This is a genomic window from Lentzea californiensis (genome assembly GCF_024648825.1).
Lineage (GTDB): Bacteria > Actinomycetota > Actinomycetes > Mycobacteriales > Pseudonocardiaceae > Lentzea > Lentzea californiensis.
Window position 1 is genome coordinate 1,538,604 of record NZ_JANBBE010000001.1, and the last position, 25,080, is coordinate 1,563,683.

Genomic DNA, 25,080 nt, shown 5'->3' on the forward strand with positions numbered 1-25,080 from the left:
CGACGAATATTGCCCTACACTCCATTGAACCCCCAGGTCAGCCCCCATCGTGCCAAGCAGGAAGATACAACTTGACGATTCGCGCGTCAATGCTAAGGTGGCGCGAACTTTCCCGGAGTAGCGAGGAACACGGGCTCTCGCCATCTGGACATCTTCTCGGGGAAAGCGTTGACAACTGGGGGATTTGTGGACGACAACGTCCGTATAGATTTGTCGCGCGCGGGTACCGCGCGCGTTACAGTAATTCTCGTCACCATCATGGCCCTGGTCGCCGCGATCCTCGGCACCTCCGCCACCGTGACCCCGCCACGAGCAAGCGCCCAAACCGCCCTCGACGACCGGGCCGTGGCCGTCGAACTGCTCAAGACCGGCGGCCGAGCCACCAAGAGCGCCGCCGAAGCCGCACTCCTGGGCTCAGACGACCAACTCCGCCAGTTCGTCACCACCGGCCAGCACGTCACCACCACCCACGACAACCGCCTCAGAACCGGCCAGATCATGGCCGTTTCGGGCCGACGGGTCCGTGAAGCCGCCCAGGCCGCACTCGGCGGCACCCCGGAAGACGTCCGGAAGTTCCTGGCCGGAGGCTGGCAGGAACCGCACCGCCTCGACCTCCGGGCCAAGGTCGGCGAGATCATGGCGGCCAACGGCCCCACCACCCGACGCGCTGCCCAGACAGCGCTCGAGGGCACCGCCGAGGACGTCCTCGAGTTCATCGCCGCCGGCCAGTACTCCCCGGCCGTCATCGACCGCCGCAAGAAGGTCGGCGGGATCATGGCCACCGGCGGCACGGAGGTCAACAAAGCCGCCCAGATCGCCCTCAACGGCAGCGACGACGACGTCCAGGAGTTCCTCGCGACCGGCCAGCACACGGCACGGGCCAGGGACAACGAACAGGCCAGCATCACCGAACTGGTCAACCTCGCCCAAGCCGCGGGCACGGAAGCCGCCCTCGAGACCGAAGCCGCCAAGGAGGCCTCCGGACGAGCCGTCGCCGCAGCCGAACAAGCCAAACAGGCAGCACTGACAGCCGCGGCCGAAGCCGCCGCGGCGAAGGACGACGCCGCTGCCGCCGCGGCCGCCGCCGGACGGGCCGCCGACTTCGCCGGCCGCGCCGCCAGCGCCGCACAGGAAGCCGTCTCCGCCGCCAACTCCGCGAACAACGCCGCCCGCGTCGCCTCCAACGCCGCCATGCAGGCAGCCTCCGCCGCCTCCGCCGCCGCGCAGGCAGCCTCCGACGCCCGCGGCGCCGCCGCGGACGCCGCAACCGATGCGAACCAGGCCGCCAACGCCAGGATCGCCGCGCAGAAGGCACGGGACGTCGCCGCGGGCGCACGCCTTGCCGCGGAAGCGTCCAGGGCCGCCGGCGACGCCGCCAACCAGGCAGCGGGCGCCGCCCGAGCCGCATCGAGCGCGGGCGCCAACGCCGACCGGGCCGCCTCCGCCGCCGAGGACGCCGCCAACCAGGCCGGCGTGTCCGGCGCGGAAGCCGAACGCGCCCGGCGCGCCGCGGCAGACGCCCACAAGTTCGCCGGACAGGCCAACCGGGCCGCCACCAACGCCGAATCACTGGCCAACCAGGCAGCCAAGGCCGCCGGAGACGCCTACCGCGCCGCGATGAGCGCCGCCGAACACGCCGAAAACGCCGCCAGAGCCGCAGACGAGGCCGCCGCACACGCCGGAGAAGCCGAGAAAGCCGCCCAGGAATCGGAGAAACACGCCAAAGCAGCCCACGAGGCCGCTCAGGCAGCGACCGATGCCACCAATCTCGCCATCGACATCGAGAAGAACGCCCGCACAGCGGACAGCAACCGTCTGCAGTTGCTGCAGGACGAGGGCGTCGCAGCCGCGGAAAAGGTGAAGAGGGACCTCGCCGACCACGCCGCCTACGAGACCGCGGAGGCAGCGCGGATCGATCAGGAAACGCAGGCGCTGCTGAACGCGGCGCTGCACGCGGCCATCACTCCAGGCGTGGACGACGCCACGATGTTGCAGGCCGGACGGCAGGCGGCGCTGCGGTTGCGCAACGTCGGTGGGTCCTGGAGCCGCTCGGCAGCCGAACAGGCGCTGGCAGGCGGTGCCACGGAGATGTACAGCTACCTGACGCAGCGACGGACCAGGGCGGCTGAAGCCGACGACCTGGCGCGGGTGCGGCACGTGGCCAAGACGACTCCGAACGAGAGGAAGCAGGCCGCGGCGTACAGCGCCGTTCGCGGTGACCCCGAGGACATCGAGGAGTTCCTGCGGACGCAGGACTACGAGGGCAAGGTGGTCGACGACCGCAAAGAGGTCGGCCTGATCATGTCCAAGGGCGGCCCGGCCACTCAACGGGCCGGTCAGAAAGCCCTGGAGGGCACACCCTCCGACGTGACCGAGTTCCTGGCCAAGGGCCAGTTCGACTCGGCCAACCTGGACGACCGGATGAAGGCCGGCGAGATCATCGGCTCCGGCGGCCCCGAGGTGAAGGCGGCAGGCCAGATCGCGTTGGCAGGCCCGCCGTCCTACGTGCGGGAGTTCGTGCAGACCGGTCAGCACAAAGCCAGGCAGCGCGATGAACTGGTGGCCTCGCACGTGTCGACGGTGCGAAGGCTCATCGCCGAAGGCTCACGGATCGCGGCGACCGCGCGGGAGAACGCCGCGGAAGCCGCCAGGGTGGCCGCGGTGGCCCGCCACGCCGCCGACGAGGCCGCTGTGTGGGCCGACCGGGCCCGCAACTCGGCGAACGAGGCCGCGGAGTACGCCAAGCAGGCCAAGGCATCCGCCGACGCCGCACAGGTCTCGGCGAACCAGGCAGCCGAGTCTGCCAAGGTGGCTCGCTCCGCTGCCGACGCGGCGGCTCGCGATGCCGAATCGGCTTCACAAGCCGCGACGAGGGCCGCGAGTTCCGCCACCGCGGCCAGTGCCTCGGCGGCCGACGCGAGTCAGTCCGCTCAGGCCGCGCGCAGTTCGGCGGTCCAGGCAGGCAAGGATGCGGAGGCGGCTCAGGTCGCGGCCGACGACGCCTACAACATCTCGATCTCCAAGAAGGCCGCGGAGGAGCAGCAGAACCAAAGCGGGCCGCTGAACGCCTCAGAGCAGGCCCAGTTGGAAGCCAGCTGCAACGGCGACGCGGCGTGCATCGAGAAGTTCAAGGCAGCGCAGCGCGATGCCAGCAAGACCATGATGGACTTCCTGCTGGAGAACGGCGCCGAGGTCATCCTCGACCTCATCGGCTACAACGACGCCGTCAAGTGCTTCACCCAGGGTGACATCGAAGCGTGCATCTGGACCGCGGTCAACGCGCTGATGATGGCCAACCCGCTCGCGCTGATCGGCAAGGGCGTGAAGCTGGCCGGGGCGATCGGCAGGGTGATCGGCAAGGTCGGCAAGTTCCTCAAGCGCTCAGAAGAAGCCGCGGGGGAGTTGAAGGCGGGCCGCAAGGCGATGCAGGACGCCGTGGAGGCCTGCACGGTGCCGGGCAACAGCTTCGCTCCGGCGACCAAGGTCTACATGGCCGACGGTTCACGCAAAGAGATCAAGGACGTCGTGGTCGGTGATCAGGTCGCCGCGACCGACCCGCGGACCGGACTGTCCGGAGCCCGCGCGGTCACCAGGGTGATCGTCGGCGAGGGCACGAAGCAGATGGTCTCGGTAGGTGTCGGCGGCCCGAACGCGGGCGTCGTCGAAGCGACCGCCCGGCACCCGTTCTGGGTCACCGACCGTGGCCAGTGGATCGACGCGCGGGACGTCCGGGCAGGCGAGCACTTCCGGACCGTGACGGGTGACCAGGTGGCCGTCACGGGCACCACCAGGCACACCGAGGTCATGAAGGTCTACAACCTCACGGTTGACGGCATTCACACCTACTACGTGCTGGCCGGGGACACGTCGGTCCTGGTGCACAACACAGGATGCCCGACATCGGGCCCGAAGGGCGCCTGGGAGAGCAAGTCCGACTTCACCAGCACGAAGACCATGAACAAGAAGTACGACGCCCATGCCGGTGACTTCGGCATCACCGGCAACCGGAACCCGGCGAAGCTCGCCGAGTTCGAAGCGGCCATGCGAGCGCACATGACCGCGCCGGACACGAAGATCTACCGGTTCAACTATCGCAACCAAGGTCAGGCGATCGGCTTCATCGATCCAGAGACCAAGCTCATGGTCATGTTGCGCGCTGACGGAAGCTTTTGGTCTGCTTACGAGCTGAAGATCCAGAGGAAGATGGACAAGGTCATTCCCAACAAGACCCTCTCGGTCTACGACCAATTCGCCAGCATCATCGACAAGGGGTTCCTCTGGTGACCGATCGAGCTGGGCTGGACGGTGTCGCAGGGTTGTCGGACATCCTCTTCGACGGTGCGGCGAGCTTCAGCCCTGCCTGGTTGAGCCGAGTGGACGGGATCGTGGTTCCGTTCGCGTCCCCCGCCCACATCGACCGCAGACTCGCCGGCGTGCTCTACGCGGGCGCGAAAGCGGTCCGGGTGGACCGGGGAGTGGCCGGACGGCTCGGCGAAGATCACCGGAACGACGCGCTCGTGCCGGTGTCGCTGACGGATGCGGCTGCTCTAGCGGCTGCGACGTGGCGGGACACCGCCTTCGTGGTGGCACTGCCCGACCTGACGGCGGCGCTGGTGGTCACCACCGATGGTTACTCGCTGCTCGGCGGCTCCCCTGCCTTCGTCCAGGGAGCCGTCGTCGGCGGAGGTGTCGATGACGCCAGGGCTCGCTTCGGCCGTGTCGCCAAGAAGCTCGGCGGTGCGCTCCCCGGGATCGCGGCCCAGTACCCGCCCCTGCAACGGGTGTGGGTGACCGTGCACGAGGTCGCACCCGGCTCGGCCGTGTCCGATCAGCTGGCCTTGATGACCGCGGTCGTCGCCGGCGAGATCTCGCCGCCTGCTTTCACCTCGAAGTGGATGGACGCGTCGAGGCGGGAACAGCGCCAAGGCGAACGGGTGGGCGGCGCGCTGGGCGCCGCCCTGCACGACGTCTTCTTCGTCATCGAGGACTACGCGGCACCGGACCTGTGGGAGCCCGGTGACCTGAACGACGAAGAACTGGTCACCAAGGTCCGCGAAGCTTTGGCTTTGCTGGACCTGTAGGCCGAGTGCACCTGCGGGGTCGCGTCTCGCGGCCCCCGCAGGTGTGTTGACGACCTCCCCGCTCGCCCGGCGGGAACGTTGAATCAGGCCGAACACTGACGCGCGAGGGTTCATCACCTATCGTCGCGGAGGTGGACACGGATCGACGCCCGATGTACGTCGTGGGTGACGTGCACGGGCACCTCGCAGAACTGACCAGGGCCCTGCACGCCGCCGAGCTGTGCGACGAGGAAGGGCACTGGATCGGCGGCGAGGCCGAACTGTGGTTCCTCGGCGACTTCGTGGACCGCGGGCCCGACGGCGTGGGCGTGATCGACATGGTCATGCGTCTCGGCGAGGAGGCGGCAGAGGCCGGTGGCACGGTCAGCTCGTTGATCGGCAACCACGAGGTGCTGCTGCTCGGCATGTACCGGTTCGGCGACGAGCAGGTGCCGGACAGCATGGGACCCCGGTCGTTCGCGCGCAGCTGGCTGCTCAACGGCGGGCTGCGCAGCGACCAGGACCGGCTGACCGACGAGCACGTCGAGTGGCTGACGAGCCGGCCGGCGCTGAAGCTGCGCGACGACCACCTTCTGATGCACTCCGACACGGTGGCCTACCTCGAATGGGGGGCCTCGATCGAAGAGGTCAACGAGGCCGTCCGGCACGTGCTCAAGGGCGACGACCTCGTCGACTGGTGGGAGTGCTGGCGCAAGATGACGACCCGGTACGCGTTCCGGGGTCCGCAGGGTCCCGAAATCGCGGACGAGCTGCTCGCGACCCTCGGCGGTACCACGATCGTGCACGGGCACAGCATCATCGCCGACCAGCTCGGGGTGCCGCCGGACCAGATCGACGGGCCCCTCGTCTACGCGGACGACAAGGTGCTGGCGATCGACGCCGGCCTCTACAGCGGCGGTCCGTGCCTGGTCGTGCCCTTGCCATACGCCGAGGCCTGACTACCGTCTGGGGGATGACCTCCAGCTACTCCTCGGGCACGTCCGCCGCCCCGCTGCTGGGCGACACGATCCACGCGAACCTCGCGGCGACCGTCGCGCGGTTCGGTGACCGTGAGGCACTTGTCGACAAAGCCACAGATCGACGTTGGACGTACGCGGAGCTCGCGCAGGAGGTCTCCCGGGCCGCCGCCGGGCTGCACGCGCTGGGCGTCCGCAAGGGCGACCGGGTCGGGATCTGGGCGCCGAACTGCGCCGAGTGGGTGTTCGTGCAGTACGCGACGGCCCGGATCGGCGCGATCCTGGTCAACGTCAACCCGGCCTACCGGGTGAGCGAGCTGGAGTACGTGCTGAACCAGGCGGGCATCCACACGCTGGTGTCCGCCAGGTCGTTCAAGACGTCGGACTACGCGGCCATGGTCGAGGAGGTCCGGCCGCGCTGTCCCGAGCTGCGCCACGTCGTGTACGTCGACGATCCACAGTGGACCGGCGAGGAGGTCCCGGACGTCGAGCTGGACCGCGATGACCCGATCAACATCCAGTACACGTCCGGCACCACGGGCTTCCCCAAGGGCGCCACGCTCTCGCACCACAACATCCTCAACAATGGCTACTTCGTCGGCGAGCTGATCAACTACACCGAGCACGACCGCATCTGCGTGGTGCCGCCGTTCTACCACTGCTTCGGCATGGTCATGGGCAACCTCGCCGCCACCAGCCACGGCGCGTGCGTCGTGATCCCGGCACCCGCGTTCGACCCGGCGAAAACCCTTGCCGCCGTTCAGGAAGAGCGCTGCACGTCGTTGTACGGCGTGCCGACGATGTTCATCGCGATGCTCGACCTGATCGACGGCTACGACCTGAGCAGCCTGCGCACCGGCATCATGGCGGGCTCGCCGTGCCCGGTCGAGGTGATGAAGCAGGTCGTCGAACGCATGGGCATGCGCGAGGTCTCGATCTGCTACGGCATGACCGAGACCTCCCCGGTGTCGACGCAGACGCGCGTGGACGACTCCCTCGACCGTCGCGTCGGGACGGTCGGCAGGGTCGGCCCGCACCTCGAGGTCAAGATCGTGGACCCGGACACGGGCCGCACGGTGCCGCGCGGCGAGCCGGGGGAGCTGTGCACGCGCGGCTACTCGGTGATGCTCGGCTACTGGAACGAGCCGGAGAAGACCGCCGAAGCCGTGGACAGCGCGGGCTGGATGCACACCGGCGATCTCGCTGTGATGGACGACGACGACTACGTGAACATCACCGGCCGCATCAAGGACATGGTCATCCGCGGCGGCGAGAACATCTACCCGCGCGAGATCGAGGAGTTCCTCTACGCGCACCCCGACGTGCTCGACGCCCAGGTGGTCGGCGTGCCGGACACCCGGTACGGCGAGGAGCTGATGGCCTGGGTGCGCCTGCGCGAGGGCGTTCCGGGGCTGACCGCCGAGGCCGTCCGGGAGTTCTGCGCCGGCAAGCTCGCCCACTACAAGATCCCGCGCTACGTGCACGTGGTGGACGAGTTCCCGATGACGGTCACCGGCAAGGTCCGCAAGGTGGAGATGCGGGCCAAGTCGGTGGAGCTGCTCGGTCTCGAAGACGGCACCGGCCACGCCCAGTGACCCCTACGTGACCGAAAAAGCCCTTGTCAGGGCGGTGTGACGGGCGCAGCATCGATGGATTCCGTCGAAGGAGGTGCGCATGCTCACCGCCACCAGAACCACGACGATGCTGCCCGTGGAGGACGCCGAACGCGCCGGCCGCTTCTACGCGGACATGCTCGGCCTGAAGCCCGTCACCACGAACCCCGACGGCACGCGGATCTTCGCGCTCGGCCAGGGTGACGCGCTGGGACTGATGCCTGCGGAGAAGGGTGCGCAGACCGGGCACACGGTGCTGAGCTTCGAGGTGCCCGATCTGGAGGGCGAGATCGCGGAGCTCGAAGGCAGGGGCGTGCGCTTCGAGGACTACGACCTGCCCGACTTCAAGACCACGAACCACATCGCGGTCATGGGTACCGAGCGCGCGGCGTGGTTCCACGACACCGAGGGCAACGTCCTGTGCCTGCACGAGCTGGCGGACGGTGAAACCTGAGGGCTCTTACGGGACCTCGATGATCTCCTTGCCCAGCGGCACCAGCGAGACCTTCACCAGCTTGAAGTTCGCGACGCCGAGCGGGATGCCGATGATCGTCACGCACAGCGCGATGCCGGTGACGATGTGGCCGATCGCGAGCCAGAGCCCGGCGACGACGATCCAGATGACGTTGCCCAGCAGCGATCCGGTGCCGGCGCCCGGCTTGTCCACGACCTCGCGGCCGAACGGCCACAGGGCGTAGTTCGCGATGCGGAACGACGCGATGCCCCACGGGATCGTGATGATCAGGATGCAGCAGATGACGCCGGCGACCGCGTAGCCGACGGCCATCCAGAAACCGGCGAGCACCAGCCAGATCACGTTCAGGATGAGGCGCATGCCTCCATCTAAGCTCAAGCCATGACTTGGGGTGTGATCGCAACGGGCGGAATCGCGCATGCCGTGACGGCCGACATGGTGAAGGCGGGGGTCACGGTGCTCGCGGTGTCCTCGCGCGACATCACGAAGGCCCAGAAGTTCGCTGAACACTTCGGCATCGAGCGTGCGTACGGCGACTACCACGACCTGCTCGCCGACCCGGACGTCGACATCGTCTACGTCGCCACGCCGCACGGCCAGCACCACGAGGTCGTGCTCGCCGCGCTCGACGCCGGCAAGAACGTGCTGTGCGAGAAAGCCCTCGCGCTGACGGTCGCGCAGGCCGAGGAGATGGCCGAACGGGCGAGGACGAAGCAGCTGTTCCTCATGGAGGCCATGTGGACGCGCTTCAACCCGTTGATCCAGAAGATCGCGCAGGCCGTCGACGACGGTGAGATCGGTGACGTGCGGATGATCCGCGCGGACTTCGGGTTCCGGCACACCTTCGACGCGGCCGACCGCCTGTGGGCCAAGGAAGCGGGCGGTGGCTCGATCCTCGACCTCGGTGTCTACCCGGTCTCGCTCGCGCACCAAATCCTAGGCGTGCCAACGCACATCCACGCGCACGGCAGCATCGCCCCGACCGGAGTGGACGCCGACGCCGGCATCCTGCTGGGTTACGAGGACGGCGCTCAGGCGTTGCTCAGCTGCTCACTGGCCGCGAACACCGGCAGCAGCGCCACCATCGTCGGCACCGAGGGACGCATCGACATCCCCGACGCGTTCTACAACCCCACCAAGGTGGTCATCAACGGCGTCGAGCACGAGATCGAGGACGGGGGTTACACGCACCAGATCCAGTCGGTCGAAGCCTTCGTCACGATGGGTTTCATCGAGCACTCCGACATGTCGTTGGACGACTCGCTGGAGATCATCCGCATCCTCGAGACCGCGCTCGGCCAGCTCGGCGTCTCCTACGCGGACATCGTCAAGTAGTTCGAAGGCCCCTTGTTGCAGGAATTGCGACAAGGGGCCGAAGTCAGGCGTCCATCGTCACCCTGGCGACCCTGACGACGGCGTCCATCGCGCCGTCCAGGTCGCCGCTCGGCATCAGCAGGTGGCTCAGCGCGAGCCGCACGGTCGTCTCCGCCGTGAACCGCACGTGCCGGCCGGGGAAGTGCCTGCTGAGGTGCTGTTCGACGACCTCGGTCGCGTGGAACAGGATCGGGTGGCCGCGGATCGTGATGAACGGCAGCAGGTCCTCGGCGTTCTGCCCGGTCAGCACGGCCGAGACCAGCCGGTCCTTCTCGGTCTGCTCGAAGGTGAAGCGGAACGCCGACCGCATCGCCTCCCACGGGTCGGGGTTCTCCTGGAGCCGGGTCGCGATCCCGGTCAGGTACTCCTCCGTCTTGTGGACCGCGACGGCCTGGACGAGCCCCTCCTTGTTGCCGAACTCGTTGTAGACGGTCTGTCTGCTCACGCCGGCGCGGCCGGCGACCTCGATCATGCGCAACCCGTGGAAGCCTCGGGCGGCCAGCAGGTCGGCAGCCGCGTCCAGCAAGAGCTCGGTGATGTCGCTCACCACCTCACCTTTACACAGTTATGGTTCTTGTAAAGACGTAAAGTGAGGATCTGTGCCGTTCACCGTGGGTTTCGACCTGGACATGACCCTCATCGACCCGCGACCGGGAATGGCCGCCGTGATGAACGAGGTGGGCGCCCGCACCGGTTACGCCCTCGACGGCGAGAAGTTCGCGTCGAACCTCGGCCCGCCCCTCGACATGATCTACCGCGACATGGGCGTGCCCGAGGAAGAGGTCCCGGACCTGATCTCGCTCTTCCGCGCGCTGTACCCGGAGGTCGTGATCCCGTCGACCGTCGCGCTGCCGGGAGCGGCGATGGCCCTGCAGTGCGTGCGGGAACTGGGCGGCAGCACCATGGTCGTCACCGGCAAGTACCGCAAGAACGCCGCGCTGCACCTCGAGGCGATGGGCTGGGAGGTCGACCACCTCTACGGCGAGCTGTGGGCGACGGGCAAGGCCGAGTCGCTCAAGCTGCACGGCGCCGCCGTGTACGTGGGTGATCACATGGGCGACATGCGTGGCGCGGCCGAGGCTGGAGCGCTGGGCGTCGGCGTCGTCACTGGGCCGTGCTCGCGTGCCGAGCTCACGGAAGCGGGCGCCGCGGTCGTGCTGGAGGACCTGCGCGAGTTCCCGGAGTGGCTCAGGACTTCTTCTGGCGTGCTTTCCTGACCACCGCGATGATGCCGAGCCCCAGCCCGATCGCGGGCAGGTAGGTGGCCGCGACGTTCAGCGCCACCGGCAGGTCGCTGTGGCCGGTGAGGAACAGCGCGAAGACCACGATGATCGCCAGTACGCCCACGGCGAACAGGCCGATGGCCAGCGGCATCAACTTCGGAGCGGTCATAGAAGCAGGATAGTGCGCTAACGGAGGTGCCTTCCCCGAGGTCTTCTGGCTAGTCTGGTGGGACGCGTCCTGGGCACGCCCCCGGGCGCGTTCGTTGTGCAGAAGCAAGGGAATGGTGAGCGCGGTGCCGACCGGCAAGGTCAAGTGGTACGACACGGAGAAGGGCTTCGGATTCGTCACCCAGGACGGTGGCGAGGACGTCTACGTCCGCAAAGCCGCTCTGCCTGCCGGAGTCGAAGGCCTCAAGGCCGGCCAGCGCATCGAGTTCGGCATGGCGGAGGGCCGCCGCGGTCCGCAGGCGCTGTCCGTGCGCCTGGTCGACCCCGCGCCGTCCGTCGTGGAGGCGCGTCGCCGTCCCGCCGAGGAGCTGCACGGCCTGATCGAGGAAGTGATCAGGCTCCTCGAGAACAAGGTCCAGCCTGACCTGCGCCGGGGCCGCTACCCGTCCGACAAGAAGACCATGAAGCTCGTCGCCGAGGCCGTCCGCGTGGTGGCGCGGGACCTCGATCCGTAAAAGGATCAGCGTCATGTCTGACGCTGACAGGATCGTCGAGTTCGTCTACGAGGTCGGCCAGCTCAAACGCCTGCCCAGAGCGGGGTGGCTCTTCGCCGGGGTGCAGAACCCCGAGTCGGTGGCCGCCCACTCGTTCCGGGTGGGCGTTCTGGCGTTCGCGATCGCCGTCCAGGAAGGCGCGAACCCCGACAGGGCGGCGACCCTGGGCCTCTTCCACGACGTGCCGGAGGCGCGCATCGGCGACATCCCGTACGTCGGCAAGCTCTACCTCGACGTCAAGATGCCGCCGGAAGCCGTGGCGCGCGACCAGGTCCAGCACCTGCCGGCGCCGCTGGCCGCGCACATCGAGGCACTCGTCGCCGAACACGAGTCCGCCAAGGGCTTCGACCACACGCCCGAGGCGCGCTGCTCGCGTGACGCGGACAAGCTCGAGTTGTTGTTGCAGGCCAGGGAGTACCAGGCCGCAGGGGTCTCCAAGATGGAGCGCTTCATCCAGACCATGCAGGAGTCGGTGGTCACCGACACCGGCAAGGCCCTGCTCGACTCCGCTCTGCGAATCGCTCCCAGCGAGTGGTGGGAGGCGTTCGGCAGGCGGTGATCAGCGAGTGACGTCGACGACCCACGAACCGCGCATGAGCGGCTGGCCGGTCTCCAGCACCGCGCCGGCCGCCTCGTGCACCTCGATGCGCAGCAACTGGTCCGAGTCGTTCGGCACGGCCAGCGTGTACGTGTAGTCGTCGCCCTTGCCGAGCAACGGCGACGAGCAGCCCTCCTGCACGCGCGCGGCGTTCTCGTACACGCACACGACCTCCCAGAGGCCGCTCGCGAGCTGACCGTCCACCGAGATCTGCACGACCTTGCCCGCCGGCACCTTCAACGCGCCGGGCGGGTTCTTCTCGGCGCAGTTGGAGCCCTCGACGTCGCAGTAGATCGTCGGCTCGAGGCGGATGGTCTTGCCGTTCGCGTAGAAGGTGACCTCGGGGTCGTGCTGCTGCAGGGAGCAGCCGGACAGCACGAGAACACTGGCAGCCATCACAGAAGCAAGTCGACGCACGTCAGGCAGCCTACGGGGTCACCGGCGAGGGCCTGCGGACCAGCCTGTGCAACGACGTGCCGTTGCGGTACATCCAGGTCTGCGCGAGGCCCAGCGCGAGCAGCACGGCGAGCACGAGGAAGCCGACCCAGAACGTGGCGGGCAGCAGCACGCCGAGCGCACCGCCGAAGACCCACGCGAGCTGCAGGATCGTCTCGGAGCGGCCGAACGCGGACGCGCGCGACTCCTCCGGCAGGTCGTCCTGGATCACCGCGTCGAGGCTGATCTTGGCCAGCGACGACGCCGTGGCGCCCAGCAGGCCGACGATCGCGGCGGTGACCAGGCCGGGCAGGGCGGCGGCGACGATGGTGGCCGCCAGCGCCGTGGCGACGCAGGCGATGACCACCTCGTCCGGCTTGCCGAACTGCTGGCGCGCGCCGATCGCGTTGCCGAGGAAACTGCCGACGCCCGCCGCACCGGCGATGACGCCGAGCAGCAGCAACTGCTGGACGGCGTCGCCCTCGGTCTGCTCGCGGACCACGAACGCCGCGAAGAGCGTCAGGAACCCCGTCAGCATGCGGATGGAACCGTTGCCCCACAACGAGACCGCGACGTGCCGGGAGATGGGTTGCCTGGCGGGCTTGGCCGTCAGCGTCGCCGGGACCTCGCCCTCGGTCACCTCGACCCACGACGGGATCTTCATGCACAGCCACGCGTTCACCAGGCACAGCGCGGCGGTGAACCACAGCGCGCCCGGCGAGCCGAACACGTTCGCGAAGCCCGCGGCGAGCGCGCCGAACACCCCGCCCGCCGCGAGTCCGAAGATCGTCATGCGGGCGTTGGTCTTGGACAGCGTGATGTCCGGCGGCAGCACCCGCGGCGTGATCGCGGACTTGAGCACGGTGAACGACTTGGACAGGACCATGCTGCCCAGCGCGGCCGGGTACAGCAGCCAGTTGTCGAAGTTCAGCGCCATCACGACCGCCAGCCCGACGCGCAGCACACAGGACGCCGCGAGGGCGAGCCTGCGACCGCGCTGGATCCTGTCGAGCAACGGGCCGATCACCGGCGCGATCAACGCGAACGGCGCGACCGTGATCAGCAGGTAGAGCGCGACCTTGGTCTTGGACTCCGCGGTGGCCGCGCTGAAGAAGAGCGTGTTCGCCAGCGCGACGGCCATCGCGGCGTCGGCGGCGTAGTTCATCATCACCGCGTAGGTGACCGACGTCATGCCGGACTTCCCGGCGCCGTCGGCGCGGGCCGCGCGCCGGAACGCCGCGACCGCCTTCTGCGAGATCTGCTTGCTGCGGAACCACGCCACACGCGTCACCGTGAGCTTGCGCGGCGGTTTGGGCGTCGGCGTCGTCTGCTGGTCCTGGTTGGGCAGCGGACGGGTGTTCTGGGGACGCTTCGGTGGCGGCTGGAAACCGTGCTCGGACGGTGTTCCGCGACGCTGCCGCGGCTGGTACTCGTCGTCCTGCCACGGGTAGCGCTTCGGAGTCGGTTCGTCACTCCACCCGCGGTCGCCGGTCACACCGTCAATCCTGCCCCATCCCGTTGAACCTCACTCGGAAGATGGTCGGCCAGTTCTTGCCTGTGACCAGGAACTCGTTGGTCCCGGGGACGTGCGCGATGCCGTTGAGGACGTCCACGTCGCCGGAGGGCTTGAGCGACGCGAGGTCGTAGGTGTTCACGACCTTCCCGGTGGCCGGGTCGATGCGGACGATCTCGTCGGTCTTCCAGACGTTCGACCAGACCTTGCCGCCGACGCACTCCAGCTCGTTCAGCTGGGTCAGCGGCTTGCCGTCGCGGGTGACCTGCACGCTGCCGGTCTCCTGGAACGACCTGGGGTCGCGGAAGGTCAGCTTGGCGGTGCCGTCGCTCATCACCAGGCGCCGGCCGTCGTCGCAGATGCCCCAGCCCTCGCCCTGGTAGCTCACGCGGCGGAGCTCGTCCAGCGTCCTGCGGTCGCGTTCGATCGCGATGCCGTTCTGCCACGTGATCTGCCAGATGGTGTCGCCGACGACCGTGATGCCCTCGCCGAAGAAGTCCGGCGGCAGGTCGACCTTCTTCTGGACGTCGCCGCTCGACGGATCGAGCGCGCGCATCGTCGACTGGCCCTCCAGGCCGGTGCCCTCGTAGAGGACGCCGTCGACGAGTTCCAACCCCTGGGTGAACGCCGTTGCATCATGCGGAATCTTCTGCAGGACTTCTACCTGCGGTTTTGCTTCTTGCGGCGTCGAACAGGCGGCCAAGACCGCGACAACGACCAGCCAGACGGGTGAGCGCACCCAACGGAGGGTGGCACGAGTTTTCGTCCCGGCGAAGTCCTGCGGCACAATTCATGACGTGACCGCGACTGAGATGCTCCTCGACGCCGTTGATCTCGCCCGCGCCGCCGCAGAAGAAGAGGCGGGTGTGGAGAGCGTCGGCGCTCATGTCGGGGTGCACGGAGAGGACGAGTACTCCGTCACGCACCTCTTCGAAGCCGAGCACGCCGGCTACCGCGGCTGGAGCTGGGCCGTGACCGTCGCCTACGCCGGCGAGGGTTCCCCCGTCTCCATCAGCGAGGTCGTGCTGCTGCCGGGCCAGGACGCCCTGGTCGCCCCGGAGTGGGTGCCGTGGAGCGAACGGGTCCGTGCCGGTGACCTGGGTGTAGGCGACCTCATGCCGCCCCGGGAGAACGACCCGCGCCTGGTCGAGGCCTACGTGCAGTCCGACGACCCCGCGATCGAGGAGGTGGCGCTGGAGATCGGCCTCGGCCGCACCCGCGTCCTGTCCCGCGAGGGCCGCCTGGAGGCCGCCGACCGCTGGGAGACCTCGGACTTCGGCCCGCGTTCCGAGATGGCCCGCAGCGCCCCCGCGCACTGCGGCACCTGCGGTTTCTACACCCGCGTGGCCGGCGCGTTCGGCGCCGCGTTCGGTGTCTGCGCGAACGAGATCGCGCCCGCGGACGGCCACGTCGTGCACGTCGAGTACGGCTGCGGCGCGCACTCCCAGGTCGAGGTCGACATCAGCCCGATGGTGCCGGTGGCCGACCTCGTCTACGACGACGCCCAGCTGGACGTTCTGGAAGATTCGGAGTGACCGATCCGTTCGGCACCGAGGCCCTGCGCACCTCGGTCCTCGCCGCATGGCGTGGTTCGCCCACCCGTTTTCGTGAAGACGCGAACGCCGAGGAAGACCTCCGCCTCGGCGGCTACCGGGACCGGCTGCTCGTCGAACTGGCCCAGAACGCGTCCGACGCGGCCGGTTCCACACCGGGTGTGTTGCGGATCACTCTGGTCGACGGTGAGCTGCGTGCCGCCAACACCGGCGCTCCGCTGACTTCCGCCGGCGTCGCCGCTCTGGCTTCGCTGCGGGCGTCGTCGAAGGAGTCCGGCGTCGGGCAGTTCGGCGTCGGCTTCGCGGCCGTGCTGACCGTCTCGGACGCCCCGCGCGTGGTGTCCGTCTCCGGTGGCGTCGAGTTCTCCCTGGCGCGGACCCAGGCCGAGGTTCCGGACCTGGCTTCCGAACGCGGCGGCGACGTGCCGGTGCTGCGCCTGGTCTGGCCGGTCGCCGAGGACGTGCCGGAGGGGTTCGCGACCGAGGTCCGGCTGCCGCTGAAGGTCGACCTGTCGCTGGACGACCTGGCGGCCGAGGTCCCGGACCTGCTGCTGGCCCTGCCGGGGTTGCGGCGGATCGAGATCGGTTCCCAGTCGTGGGAGCGCTCCGTCTCCGACGACGGCGTCGTCACGGTCGGCCCGGCGCGCTGGCTGGTCGAGCGGACCGTCGGCGAGCTGCCTTCCGAGCTCGTGCAGGGTGTCGAGCAGCGTCCTCAGTGGACCGTTTCCTGGGCCTACCCGCTGGATTCTCCGTTGGGTGAGGACGTGCTGCACGCGCCGACCCCGACCGACGAGCGGTTGTCGTTGCCCGCTCGGTTGATCGCGACCTTGCCGGTCGAGCCCTCCCGGCGCCGGATCCTGCCCGGTCCCGCGGCGTGGTCGGTGCTGGACGCCGCTGCCGCTGCTTATCCGGCGCTCGTTGCTCGCGTTCCCGCCATCGAGCGGACCTCGCTGGTGCCGCTGCCCGGTTTCCCGTTGTCCGAAGTGGACGATCGGCTGCGGACCGGTGTGCTGCGGTCGTTGCGGGCTTCCGCCTGGTTGCCGCTGGCTTCTGGTGAGTGGATCGAGCCTTCCCGGGCTCGCGTGCTGGACGTCGGCTCCGAGGAGCTCGTCGACCTCGTCGAGGACGCTCTGCCCGGGTTGCTGGACGCCGAGCTGTCCGCTCCTGTGCACGCGGCTGCCTTGGCTGCGCTGGAAGTTCCGCGGGTCACCACCGCCGAGGTCGTTGCCGCTTTGTCCGGGGTTTCTGGTGATCCCGGCTGGTGGCGTGACGTTTATGCGGCGTTCTCGCCGTTGGCCGAGGTGGATCCGGGCGTTCGTGAGGCTTTGGCGGCTTTGCCCGTGCCGTTGGCCGATGGGCGGGTGGTCACCGGGCCGCGTACGACCCTGATCGCCGATGAGCCGTTGCCCGGCTTGCGGGTCGTGCACCCCGATGCCGTGCATCCGTTGCTGGTGCGGCTTGGAGCTGTTGAGGCCGGCGCTGCCGAGTTGCTTGCCGATCCGTCGTTGCGTGAGAACGTGGCTCGGTCGTTGGAGGACGCTGAGGCCGGGCTTGACGGGCTCGACCTGGTCGAGACCGTGTTGCGGCTGGTGGATCTCGCTGGGGTTCGGGCTGGTGAGGAGCCCTGGCTGGGGGCGCTCGCCCTGCCGGATTCTGATGGCGAGTGGCATCGGGCTGATGAGTTGCTTCTGCCTGATTCACCGTTGGTCGGTGTGGTCGAGGCTGATGCTTTTCCGTTGCTGTCCAAGGAGATCGCTGAGACTTACTCGCGTGCCGCGTTGGTTGCGGCCGGGGTTGTCGACGGGTTCTCGTTGGTGGTCGACGACGAGCCTTCTGGGCCGGATCATGACCTTGCTGACGAGTCCGCGTGGTGGTCGTCTGTCGTTGACGAGCCCCGTCGGGTGGTGGGGGTTCGGGATCTCGACCTCGTTGCCGACTGGCCCGCGGCGTTGCGGTTGCTGGCCGCTGATCCGGTGACCTGGCGTGCGGTTACCGAGCCTGACGGGTACACGGGCTGGTGGATTGCTCGCTACGCGTCGCTGGATGGTGCCGCGCCTCGTTCGTACCGGCTGCCTGGTGCCTCGTTGTTGGACGGGCTGTTCGACGTCGTGCCGGATCATGAGTTGCCTGAGCACGTGCTGCGGGCGGCTGGGGTGCGGTCCTCGTTGGAGATCCTTGACGACGAGGATGCCGAGTTCGTGCTGGAGCGGCTCGGGGACGCCGATCGTGCGGTCGCTGACGCCGTGGTTCTGAGGGCCTACGCGGGGCTGCCTGAGGGTGATTTCGCGCCGCCTGAGCGGGTTCGGGTGCTTTCCGGGGCCGTAGTTGCCGCTGATGATGTTGTGGTGCTGGATCACCCGTGGTTGCTCGGGGTGGTGCCGGCTTCCCGCGTGCTGCTGGCTGACGGGTCTGAGGAGCTTGCCGATCTTTTGGATCTGGCGCTGGCCTCGGAGGAGTTCGAGGGGTCTCCCGATCACGTCGGTGAGGTCGTGCAGTGGCAGGACCTCGGGGCTGTTCGGATGGCCTGTGAGTTGCTCGAGGTTGCGTTGCCCGACGGTGTGGTCGTTGTGCATGAGGATTTGCAGGTCGACGGGCAGCGGGTCGAGTGGTGGATGGTGGACGGGGTTCCCCATGCTGCTGACTCGCCTGAGGGGCTTGGGCGGGCGTTGGCTTGGGTTTCTGGGCGGTGGGGAGATCGGCACACTTTTGTTGCGCTGATCAGTGATCCGAGTGCGGCCACTTTGCTCGGCTGACTCGCGGGCGGCCTGGCCGCCTTGCGTGCTAGCCGGTTACCTCTGCTGGTTCTGGCAGCGGCTTTGTCGGAGGTTGCCGCCGCCTGCGCAGTCGCGGCTTCCCGATGTCTCCCCGCTTCACCAGGATGATCCACGCTGTGATCGTCACCAGTGTCGAGACTGCTCCGCCGATGATGATCGGGGCTCTGCCGTTGATCTCGCCCAGCCAACCCATCAGTGGGCCGCCCACCGGGTTGCCGCCTAGGAACACCAGCATGTAGATGCCCATCACCCGGCCGCGCATCTCTGGTTCCACTGCCAGTTGGATGGTGGCGTTGGCTGTGGTGTTGAAGGTCATCATCGCTACGCCTACCGGGATCATCATCAGGCCGGTCAGGAGCATCGTCGGCATCATGCCCGAGATGATTTCGAGTACGCCGAAGATCACGCCTGAGCCGATGAAGACCGACATCTTCGGCGTTTTTCGTTTGGCTGCCAGGGTTGCGCCTGCGAGGGTGCCTACCGCTATGAGGGTGGAGAGCAGGCCGTAGGCGTCTGCGTCGCCGCCGAAGACGTTGCGGGCCATGATTGCCAGCGTCATGTAGAAGTTCATGCCGAAGGTGGCGATGAAGAACACCAGGAGCATGACCGTCATCAGGTCTGGGCGGCTTCTCACGTAGCGGAGGCCTGAGAGCAGTTGGCCCTTTTCCCTGGGGAGGGGGTCGGAGCGCAGTAGTTGCGTTGTCCGCATCAGCCAGATGCCGCCTACTACGCCCACGAAGCTGATGGCGTTCGCCAGGAAGACCCAGCCCGTGCCTATCGCCACGATCGCCAGGCCTGCGATGGCCGGGCCGATGATCCTGGCCAGGTTGAACATCATCGAGTTGATCGCCACGGCGTTGGTGAGCTGGTCGCGGCCGACCATTTCTACTACGAACGATTGGCGTACTGGGGTTTCTACTGCCGAGAAGGCGCCTAGCAGCAGGCAGAGCAGGTAGACGTGCCAGAGTTCTACCACTCCGGTCACGTCGAGGATGCCCAGCGCCAGGGCGCAGATGCCCAGTGCCGATTCCAGCCAGAGCAGGAGTTTGCGCTTGTCCATGCGGTCGGCGAGTACGCCGCCCCACATGGAGAGCAGCAGGACCGGGAGGAACTGGAGTGACGCGGCGATGCCGAGGGCCATCGGGGAGCCGTTGGAGAGCTCCAGGACCAGCCAGTCCTGGGCCACTCGCTGCATCCAGACGCCGACCAGCGAGATGATCTGGCCTGAGGCGTAGAGGCGGTAGTTGTATATGCCTAACGATCCGAACATTCCGGTACGACGAGGTGGCGAACTGTCTGCTCCACCACCCGCGTAACCCGACACGTTCTTACCGACCCGCCATCCTGTCGATGATTTCGGCGGCGTGTGTGAGCAGTTCCCGTTCCTCGGGGTCCAGCTCGGCCAGCCTCTTGTCCAGCCACGCTTCGCGGGCCGTGATCTCGTCCTGCAGGTACGACGAGCCTTCGCTCGTGAGCTCGACGATGGCTTGACGGCCGTCGGTGGGGTGCGGGCTCCTGGTCGCGAAGCCGAACTCCTCCAGGGCTGCTATCACGCGCGTCATCGACGGCGGCTGCACGCCTTCTTTTGCCGCCAGTTCGCCTGGGGTCAGCGGGCCGCACTTGTGCAGTGTGGAGAGTGCTGACACCTGGGTGAGCGACACCGACGAGTTGGTGCGCTGTGCCCGCAGGCGGCGGTTGAGGCGAACGACGGCAAGCCTGAGCCTGCTCGCCAGTCCGTGCTGATCGATCGCCACGTAGTTAGCATACCTCACGAAATAGTTTCCTGCCGAAAGGTCAACTCACCAGGGCCTGGATCGGTCCCAGTGAGAAGTAGACGACGAAAGCGGCCGCCACGACCCACATCAGCGGGTGGATTCCGCGCGCCTTGCCCGTCATGGCCTTGAGCAGCACGTAGCTGACGAAGCCGGCGCCGATGCCGTTCGCGATCGAGTAGGTGAACGGCATGACGACGATCGTGAGGAACGCGGGGAGGGCGATGCTGAAGTCGCTGAAGTCGATGTCGCGGATCTGCATCATCATCAGCGCGCCGACGATCACCAGCGCGGGGGCGGCCGCCTCGATCGGCACTACCTCGTAGAGCGGCGTGAAGAACATCGCCAGGAGGAACAGGACGCCGGTCACGACGTTCGCGAGGCCCGTCCTGGCGCCCTCCGCGATGCCGGACGCGGATTCGATGTAGACGGTGTTCGACGAGCTGGACGCGGCACCGCCGGCCACGGCGCCGAGGCCGTCGACGAAAAGGGCCTTGCTGACGTTGGGCAGCTGGCCGTCTTCCTTGATCAGGCCGGCTTCCTTGCCGAGGCCGGTCATCGTGCCGACGGTGTCGAAGAAGTCGGTCAGGACGAGGGTGAAGACGACCAGAGCGGCGGCCAGTGCCGGGATCCTGGTCCAGGCGCCGAACGACACGTCGCCGAGCAGGCTGAGGTCCGGGATGCCGAAGACCTGGTCGGGCAGGGCGGGGTAGCCGAGGTTCCAGCCCTTGGCGTTGACGCCGGCGGACGGGCCCGCCTTGACGATCGCCTCGAGGACGATCGCGAAGATCGCCGTCGCGACGATGCCGATGAGGATCGCGCCCTTGATCCTGCGTGCGAACAGCACACCCGTGACGACCAGGCCCACGACGAAGACGAGGGTCGGCCAGCTCGCGATCGACCCGTTGATGCCGAGGCCGACCGGCACCGTGGTGCCGGCGGCGTCCGGGAGCCGGCGGACGAAGCCGGCGTCGACCAGGCCGATGAAGGTGATGAACAGGCCGATGCCCACCGCGATCGCGGCTTTGAGCTCGTTCGGCACGGCGTTGAACACCGCGGTCCGCACGCCTGTGACGACCAGCAGGAGGACGACGAGGCCGTTGACGAGGATGAGGCCCATCGCCTCGGGCCAGGTGACCTTCGCGGCGACGGAGACCGCGACGAACGAGTTGATGCCCAGGCCTGTGGCCAGCGCGAACGGGTAGTTGGCGATGAGTCCGAAGAGGATGGTCATCACACCGGCGACCAGCGCCGTCACCGCCGCCACCTGGCCGACGGGGAGGATGTTGCCGAGCACGTCGGGGTGCGATCCGGGACCGGTCGGCGCGAAGCTGCCGATGATCAGCGGGTTCAGCACGACGATGTACGCCATCGTGAAGAAGGTCACGACACCGCCGCGCACCTCGCGCGACACGGTCGACCCGCGCTCGGAAATCTTGAAGAACCCGTCCAGCATCTGCTCTCCTTACGATGTGTCCGAACGCGACTCCGCCCCACACCCGCCTTCGTTGCCGCACAGGCTGGCAGATCCCGTGCCTGTCGTGCTGGGTGGTACCGCGCTGTGGTTCCTCGGTTTTCTGGTGGTCCTGCTCGTCGATCGTTCGAACAGCACCCTGATCTGGACGACCCTGTCCGGAAGCTCGCTCGGGATCATCGGGTACGGAGTGTTCTACTGGCAACGCCGGGCCGCGAGGCGAGGGTCACGCGGGGCCCAGCAGGGCCTCGAAGGCGCGTAGCCGCGCGTGGTGCTTGTCGCCGACTGGGTTCGGCTGCTGATCGTCTGCGTCGTCTTCACGGCCGCCGCCGGTGCCATCGCGTGGTTCGCCGGTCTCGCCACGCCGAAGCCGTTCCTCAAGGCGGCGGCGCGTGCCGCCCTCCAGCTCGCGGCCGTGTCGGCCGTGATCACGTTCGTCCTGACCCACCTCGGGCTCACGTGGGCGTTCCTCGTCGTGATGGCGGTCGTGGCCACCGCCACTTCGGCCCGGCGCACCGGCGCAGGCCGCAGGGGTGTCTGGGTCGCGCTCTCGATCCTGGTCGGCGCCGTCCCCGCGCTCGGCCTGCTGCTCGCCATCGGTCTGCTTCCCGTCCAGGGCATCGCGCTGATCCCGGTGGGCGGCATCCTGATCGGCGGCGCGATGACCGCCACCACGCTGTCGGCACGCAGAGCCCTCGACACCTTCAGGGACCGCCACGGCGAGTACGAGGCGGCCCGCGCGATGGGCTTCGGCGAACGCGACGCGGTCTGCCTGATCGTCCGCCAGCCCGCTGCCGAGGCGCTGCTGCCGCCGCTCGACCAGACCAGGACGGTCGGGCTGGTCACCCTTCCGGGTGCATTCGTCGGAATGCTGCTCGGCGGTGCGCCGGTCTGGCAGGCCGGTGCCCTGCAGATCGTGGTGCTGCTGGCCCTTCTGGCCGTCGAGGCCGCCGCCGTGGCGACCGTCGTCGAACTGGTCGCCAGGGGTCTGATCAGGAGACCTTCCCAAGACAGCGAAGTTAGGCTAACCTAAGTCTCGTCGCTTCGTGGTGGGAGCGGCAGTCAGTTCGGGAACGGACGAGGCCCCCCTCTGGGCAGAGGGGGGCCTCGTCGTTTTCAGCAGCAGGAGCTTGTCGGAGCATCCACTGCCGAAGCTTCAGCGAGTCAGAGCCGCAGGCCGTTCTGGCCCGCACGCGCCGCCTCGAAGCGGGCGTTGACGTCGTCCCAGTTGACGACGTTCCACAGCGCTGAGATGTAGTCGGCCTTCAGGTTGCGGTACTGCAGGTAGTACGCGTGCTCCCAGATGTCGAACGCGAGCAGCGGCGTCGTCGCGATCGACAGGTTCGAGTGGTGGTCCTTGAGCTGCAGCGTGACCAGCTTCTGCCCGATCGGCTCCCACGCGAGGATGCCCCAGCCCGAGCCCTGGATCGAGGACGCGGAGGCGTTGAGCTGGCCGCGGAACTTGTCGAACGAGCCGAAGTGCTCGTCGATCGCGGCCGCGAGCTCGCCGACCGGCTTGTCACCGCCGTTGGGTGAGAGGTTCTTCCACCACACCTGGTGCAGCGCGTGGCCTGCCAGGTGGAACGCCAGCGTGGTCTCGAGGCCGACGATGGAGCCGAAGGACTCCTTGTCGCGGGCTTCCTCGATCTGCTCCAGCGTGTCGTTCGCGCCCTTCACGTAGGCCGCGTGGTGCTTGCCGTGGTGCAGCTCGTTGATCTCACCGATGATCGCCGGCTCGAGGTCGCCGTAGTCGTAGTCGAGATCCGGCAGCACGTACTGGCCCATGACATCTCCTGCAATCTCTTGGTACTTGCAACTTACTAGCAATAAGGACCAGTTAACCAGTTGCGGATGGCCGTACCGTCGGAAGCGTGTCCGTGCTGACAGCCAGGAAAATTTCGCTGTCGTTCGGTCCGAGGACCGTGATCTCGGAGGTGGATTTCGATGTTTCGCCTGGTGACCGCGTCGGCCTGATCGCGCCCAACGGCGTCGGCAAGTCCACGTTGCTCCGCCTGCTCGCCGGTGAGCTGCTGCCGGAATCCGGATCTGTCTCCAGCACCGGGACCGTCGCGCACCTGACGCAGGAGACCCTCCCCGTGGCCGGGGAGTCGTTGCGCGACCACCTCGCCCGCCGCACCGGCGTCGCGCGGGCCGAGCAGTGGCTGCAGCGGGAGGCCGAAGCACTCGCGGACGGCGGCGGTGAGCGCTACTCCGACGCGTTCGACCACTGGACCGCCATCGGTGCCGGTGACTTCGACGAACGCGCTGACGTCGTCTGCGAACGCCTCGGGCTGCGGGCCGACCTGCTCGACGGCCGCGAGCCGGACGAGTTGTCCGGTGGCCAGCAGGCGCGGCTCAGGCTCGCCGCCGTCCTCCTCACGCGCGCCGACGTGCTGCTGCTCGACGAGCCGACGAACGACCTCGACGCCGCCGGGCTCGACCTGCTGGAGTCCCACGTCAGGGCGTACCAGGGTGCGATCGTGCTGGTCAGCCACGACCGGGAGTTCCTCGCGCGCACCACGACCGCGATCGCCGAACTCGACGAGTTCTCCCACAAGATCACCGTGTTCGGTGGCGGCTGGGACGCCTACGTCGAGGAGAAGGCGAACGCGGAACGCCGGGCGCACGAGGAGTACGAGGCGTACGAGACCAAGCGCGACTCGCTGACGCAGCGCAGCCGTCAGGTGCGGGAGTGGTCGCGCAAGGGAGTGCGCCGGGCGACGAGTGCCAAGACGCAGAACGACGAACCGGACCGCAACATCCGTGCCGCCCACAAACGCGGCGCGGAGGGCCTGACCGCCAAAGCGTCCGTTGTGGACCGTCAGCTCGCGAGGATGGACGAGGTCGAGGAACCGCGCGAGGCGTGGCAGCTCCGGCTCACCCTCCCGTCGGCGGGACGGGGCGGCTCGGTCGCGTTCACCCTGCGCCAGGCCGTGGTCAGCCGCGGCGACGTGACGCTCGGGCCGATCGACCTCACGATCGGCGCCGGTGAGCGGTGGCGGATCACCGGGCCCAACGGCTCCGGCAAGTCGACGCTGCTCGGCGCGCTGCTCGGCCGCATTCCGCTCACGCACGGAGATCGTTCGACCGGTCCCGGTGTCGTCGTCGGCGAGGTCGACCAGCTGCGGGCCGATTTCGCGAGCGACGACAGCGCGTTGCGGATCGTGGCGGACGCGACCGGGCTGCCGGACGTCGAGGTGCGCACGCTGCTGGCCAAGTTCCGCCTCGGCGCCGACGCCGTGCTGCGGCCGGCGCGGGAGCTCTCACCGGGCGAACGCACCCGAGCGGGCTTGGCCCTGTTGCAGGCTCGTGGCACCACTTGTTTGGTCCTGGACGAACCGACGAACCACCTCGACCTGCCGGCCATCGAGCAGCTGGAACAGGCCCTCGAAAACTACGAGGGAACGTTGTTGCTGGTCACGCACGACCGGCGGCTCGCATCGGCCGTGCGGGTGGACCACGAGATCAACGTCCGCGACCGTCTCACGTTTCCGCGTGTGAAGGGTGGAAGATAGGA

General features: G+C 68.2%; 24 protein-coding genes. 14 read left to right on the forward strand and 10 right to left on the reverse strand.

The window, feature by feature from the left end; genetic code table 11:
* Nucleotides 1-258: 258 nt before the first annotated feature.
* The 5 genes from LX88_RS07990 (at nt 259) to LX88_RS08010 (ending at nt 8,104) form a co-directional block, all read left to right on the forward strand.
* The gene (locus LX88_RS07990; RefSeq protein ID WP_258947113.1) at nt 259-4,284 is read left to right on the forward strand and encodes a polymorphic toxin-type HINT domain-containing protein; all 4,026 of its coding nucleotides are present in this window, start codon (nt 259-261) and stop codon (nt 4,282-4,284) included.
* Complete coding sequence (locus tag LX88_RS07995) at nt 4,281-5,081, forward strand: hypothetical protein (protein WP_258947114.1); 801 nt, start codon at nt 4,281-4,283, stop codon at nt 5,079-5,081. The genes LX88_RS07990 and LX88_RS07995 overlap by 4 nt, the downstream gene beginning before the upstream one ends.
* Nucleotides 5,082-5,233: 152 nt before the next feature.
* Nucleotides 5,234-6,019 carry a metallophosphoesterase gene (locus LX88_RS08000; protein WP_258947640.1) on the forward strand — a complete coding sequence of 262 codons (786 nt, stop codon included), beginning with the start codon at nt 5,234-5,236 and terminating at the stop codon, nt 6,017-6,019.
* A gap of 14 nt (nt 6,020-6,033) precedes the next feature.
* Complete coding sequence (locus LX88_RS08005; RefSeq protein WP_258947115.1) at nt 6,034-7,632, forward strand: AMP-binding protein; 1,599 nt, start codon at nt 6,034-6,036, stop codon at nt 7,630-7,632.
* A 79-nt stretch (nt 7,633-7,711) separates the two neighbouring features.
* Complete coding sequence (locus LX88_RS08010; RefSeq protein ID WP_258947116.1) at nt 7,712-8,104, forward strand: VOC family protein; 393 nt, start codon at nt 7,712-7,714, stop codon at nt 8,102-8,104.
* 6 nt (nt 8,105-8,110) lie between these two features.
* Here LX88_RS08010 and LX88_RS08015 read toward each other — a convergent pair whose 3' ends face one another.
* The gene (locus tag LX88_RS08015; protein ID WP_258947117.1) at nt 8,111-8,485 is read right to left on the reverse strand and encodes a YccF domain-containing protein; all 375 of its coding nucleotides are present in this window, start codon (nt 8,483-8,485) and stop codon (nt 8,111-8,113) included.
* 21 nt (nt 8,486-8,506) lie between these two features.
* On the opposite strand from LX88_RS08015, the gene LX88_RS08020 reads away from it, so the two are divergent.
* The gene (locus LX88_RS08020; RefSeq protein WP_258947118.1) at nt 8,507-9,460 is read left to right on the forward strand and encodes a Gfo/Idh/MocA family protein; all 954 of its coding nucleotides are present in this window, start codon (nt 8,507-8,509) and stop codon (nt 9,458-9,460) included.
* 43 nt (nt 9,461-9,503) lie between these two features.
* Here LX88_RS08020 and LX88_RS08025 read toward each other — a convergent pair whose 3' ends face one another.
* Nucleotides 9,504-10,046 carry a TetR/AcrR family transcriptional regulator gene (locus tag LX88_RS08025; protein WP_258947119.1) on the reverse strand — a complete coding sequence of 181 codons (543 nt, stop codon included), beginning with the start codon at nt 10,044-10,046 and terminating at the stop codon, nt 9,504-9,506.
* A gap of 52 nt (nt 10,047-10,098) precedes the next feature.
* Between LX88_RS08025 and LX88_RS08030 the strand changes: the two genes are divergently transcribed.
* Nucleotides 10,099-10,716: an HAD family hydrolase gene (locus tag LX88_RS08030; RefSeq protein WP_258947120.1), complete on the forward strand. Its 618-nt coding sequence runs from the start codon at nt 10,099-10,101 to the stop codon at nt 10,714-10,716.
* Here the strand turns inward: LX88_RS08030 and LX88_RS08035 are convergent.
* Nucleotides 10,688-10,891 carry a hypothetical protein gene (locus LX88_RS08035; protein ID WP_258947121.1) on the reverse strand — a complete coding sequence of 68 codons (204 nt, stop codon included), beginning with the start codon at nt 10,889-10,891 and terminating at the stop codon, nt 10,688-10,690. The genes LX88_RS08030 and LX88_RS08035 overlap by 29 nt on opposite strands.
* A gap of 124 nt (nt 10,892-11,015) precedes the next feature.
* Between LX88_RS08035 and LX88_RS08040 the strand changes: the two genes are divergently transcribed.
* On the forward strand, nt 11,016-11,405 hold the full coding sequence (locus LX88_RS08040) for a cold-shock protein (RefSeq protein WP_258947641.1): 390 nt from the start codon (nt 11,016-11,018) through the stop codon (nt 11,403-11,405).
* A 13-nt stretch (nt 11,406-11,418) separates the two neighbouring features.
* Complete coding sequence (locus tag LX88_RS08045) at nt 11,419-12,003, forward strand: HD domain-containing protein (protein ID WP_258947122.1); 585 nt, start codon at nt 11,419-11,421, stop codon at nt 12,001-12,003.
* Here the strand turns inward: LX88_RS08045 and LX88_RS08050 are convergent, their stop codons facing one another.
* The 3 genes from LX88_RS08050 to LX88_RS08060 are packed head-to-tail and all read right to left on the reverse strand — an operon-like array spanning nt 12,004 to nt 14,729.
* Nucleotides 12,004-12,438, reverse strand: coding sequence for a DUF2771 family protein (locus LX88_RS08050; protein WP_258947123.1), 435 nt, complete (start codon nt 12,436-12,438; stop codon nt 12,004-12,006). It lies immediately after the preceding gene.
* 31 nt (nt 12,439-12,469) lie between these two features.
* Nucleotides 12,470-13,972 carry an MFS transporter gene (locus LX88_RS08055; protein WP_258947124.1) on the reverse strand — a complete coding sequence of 501 codons (1,503 nt, stop codon included), beginning with the start codon at nt 13,970-13,972 and terminating at the stop codon, nt 12,470-12,472.
* 4 nt (nt 13,973-13,976) lie between these two features.
* Entirely contained in the window at nt 13,977-14,729 is a 753-nt protein-coding gene (locus LX88_RS08060; protein WP_258947125.1) for a glutaminyl-peptide cyclotransferase, read from the reverse strand.
* 58 nt (nt 14,730-14,787) lie between these two features.
* On the opposite strand from LX88_RS08060, the gene LX88_RS08065 reads away from it, so the two are divergent.
* Both LX88_RS08065 and LX88_RS08070 read left to right on the forward strand, forming a co-directional pair.
* Nucleotides 14,788-15,525, forward strand: a complete 738-nt coding sequence (locus LX88_RS08065) for a DUF3027 domain-containing protein (RefSeq protein WP_258947126.1) — start codon at nt 14,788-14,790, stop codon at nt 15,523-15,525.
* A complete protein-coding gene (locus tag LX88_RS08070; RefSeq protein ID WP_258947127.1) occupies nt 15,522-18,296 on the forward strand; it encodes a sacsin N-terminal ATP-binding-like domain-containing protein in 2,775 nt (924 codons plus the stop codon). Before LX88_RS08065 ends, LX88_RS08070 begins: the two co-directional genes overlap by 4 nt.
* A gap of 28 nt (nt 18,297-18,324) precedes the next feature.
* Here LX88_RS08070 and LX88_RS08075 read toward each other — a convergent pair whose 3' ends face one another.
* Genes LX88_RS08075 through LX88_RS08085 form a run of 3 tightly spaced genes read right to left on the reverse strand, consistent with a single transcriptional unit; the run spans nt 18,325 to nt 21,545 of the window.
* Nucleotides 18,325-19,587, reverse strand: a complete 1,263-nt coding sequence (locus LX88_RS08075) for an MFS transporter (RefSeq protein WP_258947128.1) — start codon at nt 19,585-19,587, stop codon at nt 18,325-18,327.
* Between the two features lie 58 nt (nt 19,588-19,645).
* Nucleotides 19,646-20,071, reverse strand: a complete 426-nt coding sequence (locus LX88_RS08080) for a MarR family winged helix-turn-helix transcriptional regulator (RefSeq protein WP_372511212.1) — start codon at nt 20,069-20,071, stop codon at nt 19,646-19,648.
* Nucleotides 20,072-20,111: 40 nt separating this feature from the next.
* Nucleotides 20,112-21,545 (reverse strand): NCS2 family permease, encoded by a 1,434-nt coding sequence (locus LX88_RS08085; protein ID WP_258947129.1) that lies wholly within the window; start codon nt 21,543-21,545, stop codon nt 20,112-20,114.
* Nucleotides 21,546-21,561: 16 nt separating this feature from the next.
* Between LX88_RS08085 and LX88_RS08090 the strand changes: the two genes are divergently transcribed.
* Together LX88_RS08090 and LX88_RS08095 are read left to right on the forward strand one after the other, a co-directional pair.
* A complete protein-coding gene (locus LX88_RS08090) occupies nt 21,562-21,825 on the forward strand; it encodes a DUF2530 domain-containing protein (RefSeq protein ID WP_258947130.1) in 264 nt (87 codons plus the stop codon).
* 6 nt (nt 21,826-21,831) lie between these two features.
* Nucleotides 21,832-22,596 carry an ABC transporter permease gene (locus tag LX88_RS08095; protein ID WP_258947131.1) on the forward strand — a complete coding sequence of 255 codons (765 nt, stop codon included), beginning with the start codon at nt 21,832-21,834 and terminating at the stop codon, nt 22,594-22,596.
* Nucleotides 22,597-22,727: 131 nt separating this feature from the next.
* Here the strand turns inward: LX88_RS08095 and LX88_RS08100 are convergent, their stop codons facing one another.
* Nucleotides 22,728-23,348 carry a superoxide dismutase gene (locus tag LX88_RS08100; protein ID WP_258947132.1) on the reverse strand — a complete coding sequence of 207 codons (621 nt, stop codon included), beginning with the start codon at nt 23,346-23,348 and terminating at the stop codon, nt 22,728-22,730.
* 86 nt (nt 23,349-23,434) lie between these two features.
* On the opposite strand from LX88_RS08100, the gene LX88_RS08105 reads away from it, so the two are divergent.
* Nucleotides 23,435-25,078, forward strand: coding sequence for an ABC-F family ATP-binding cassette domain-containing protein (locus LX88_RS08105; protein WP_308203425.1), 1,644 nt, complete (start codon nt 23,435-23,437; stop codon nt 25,076-25,078).
* Nucleotides 25,079-25,080: the final 2 nt, after the last annotated feature.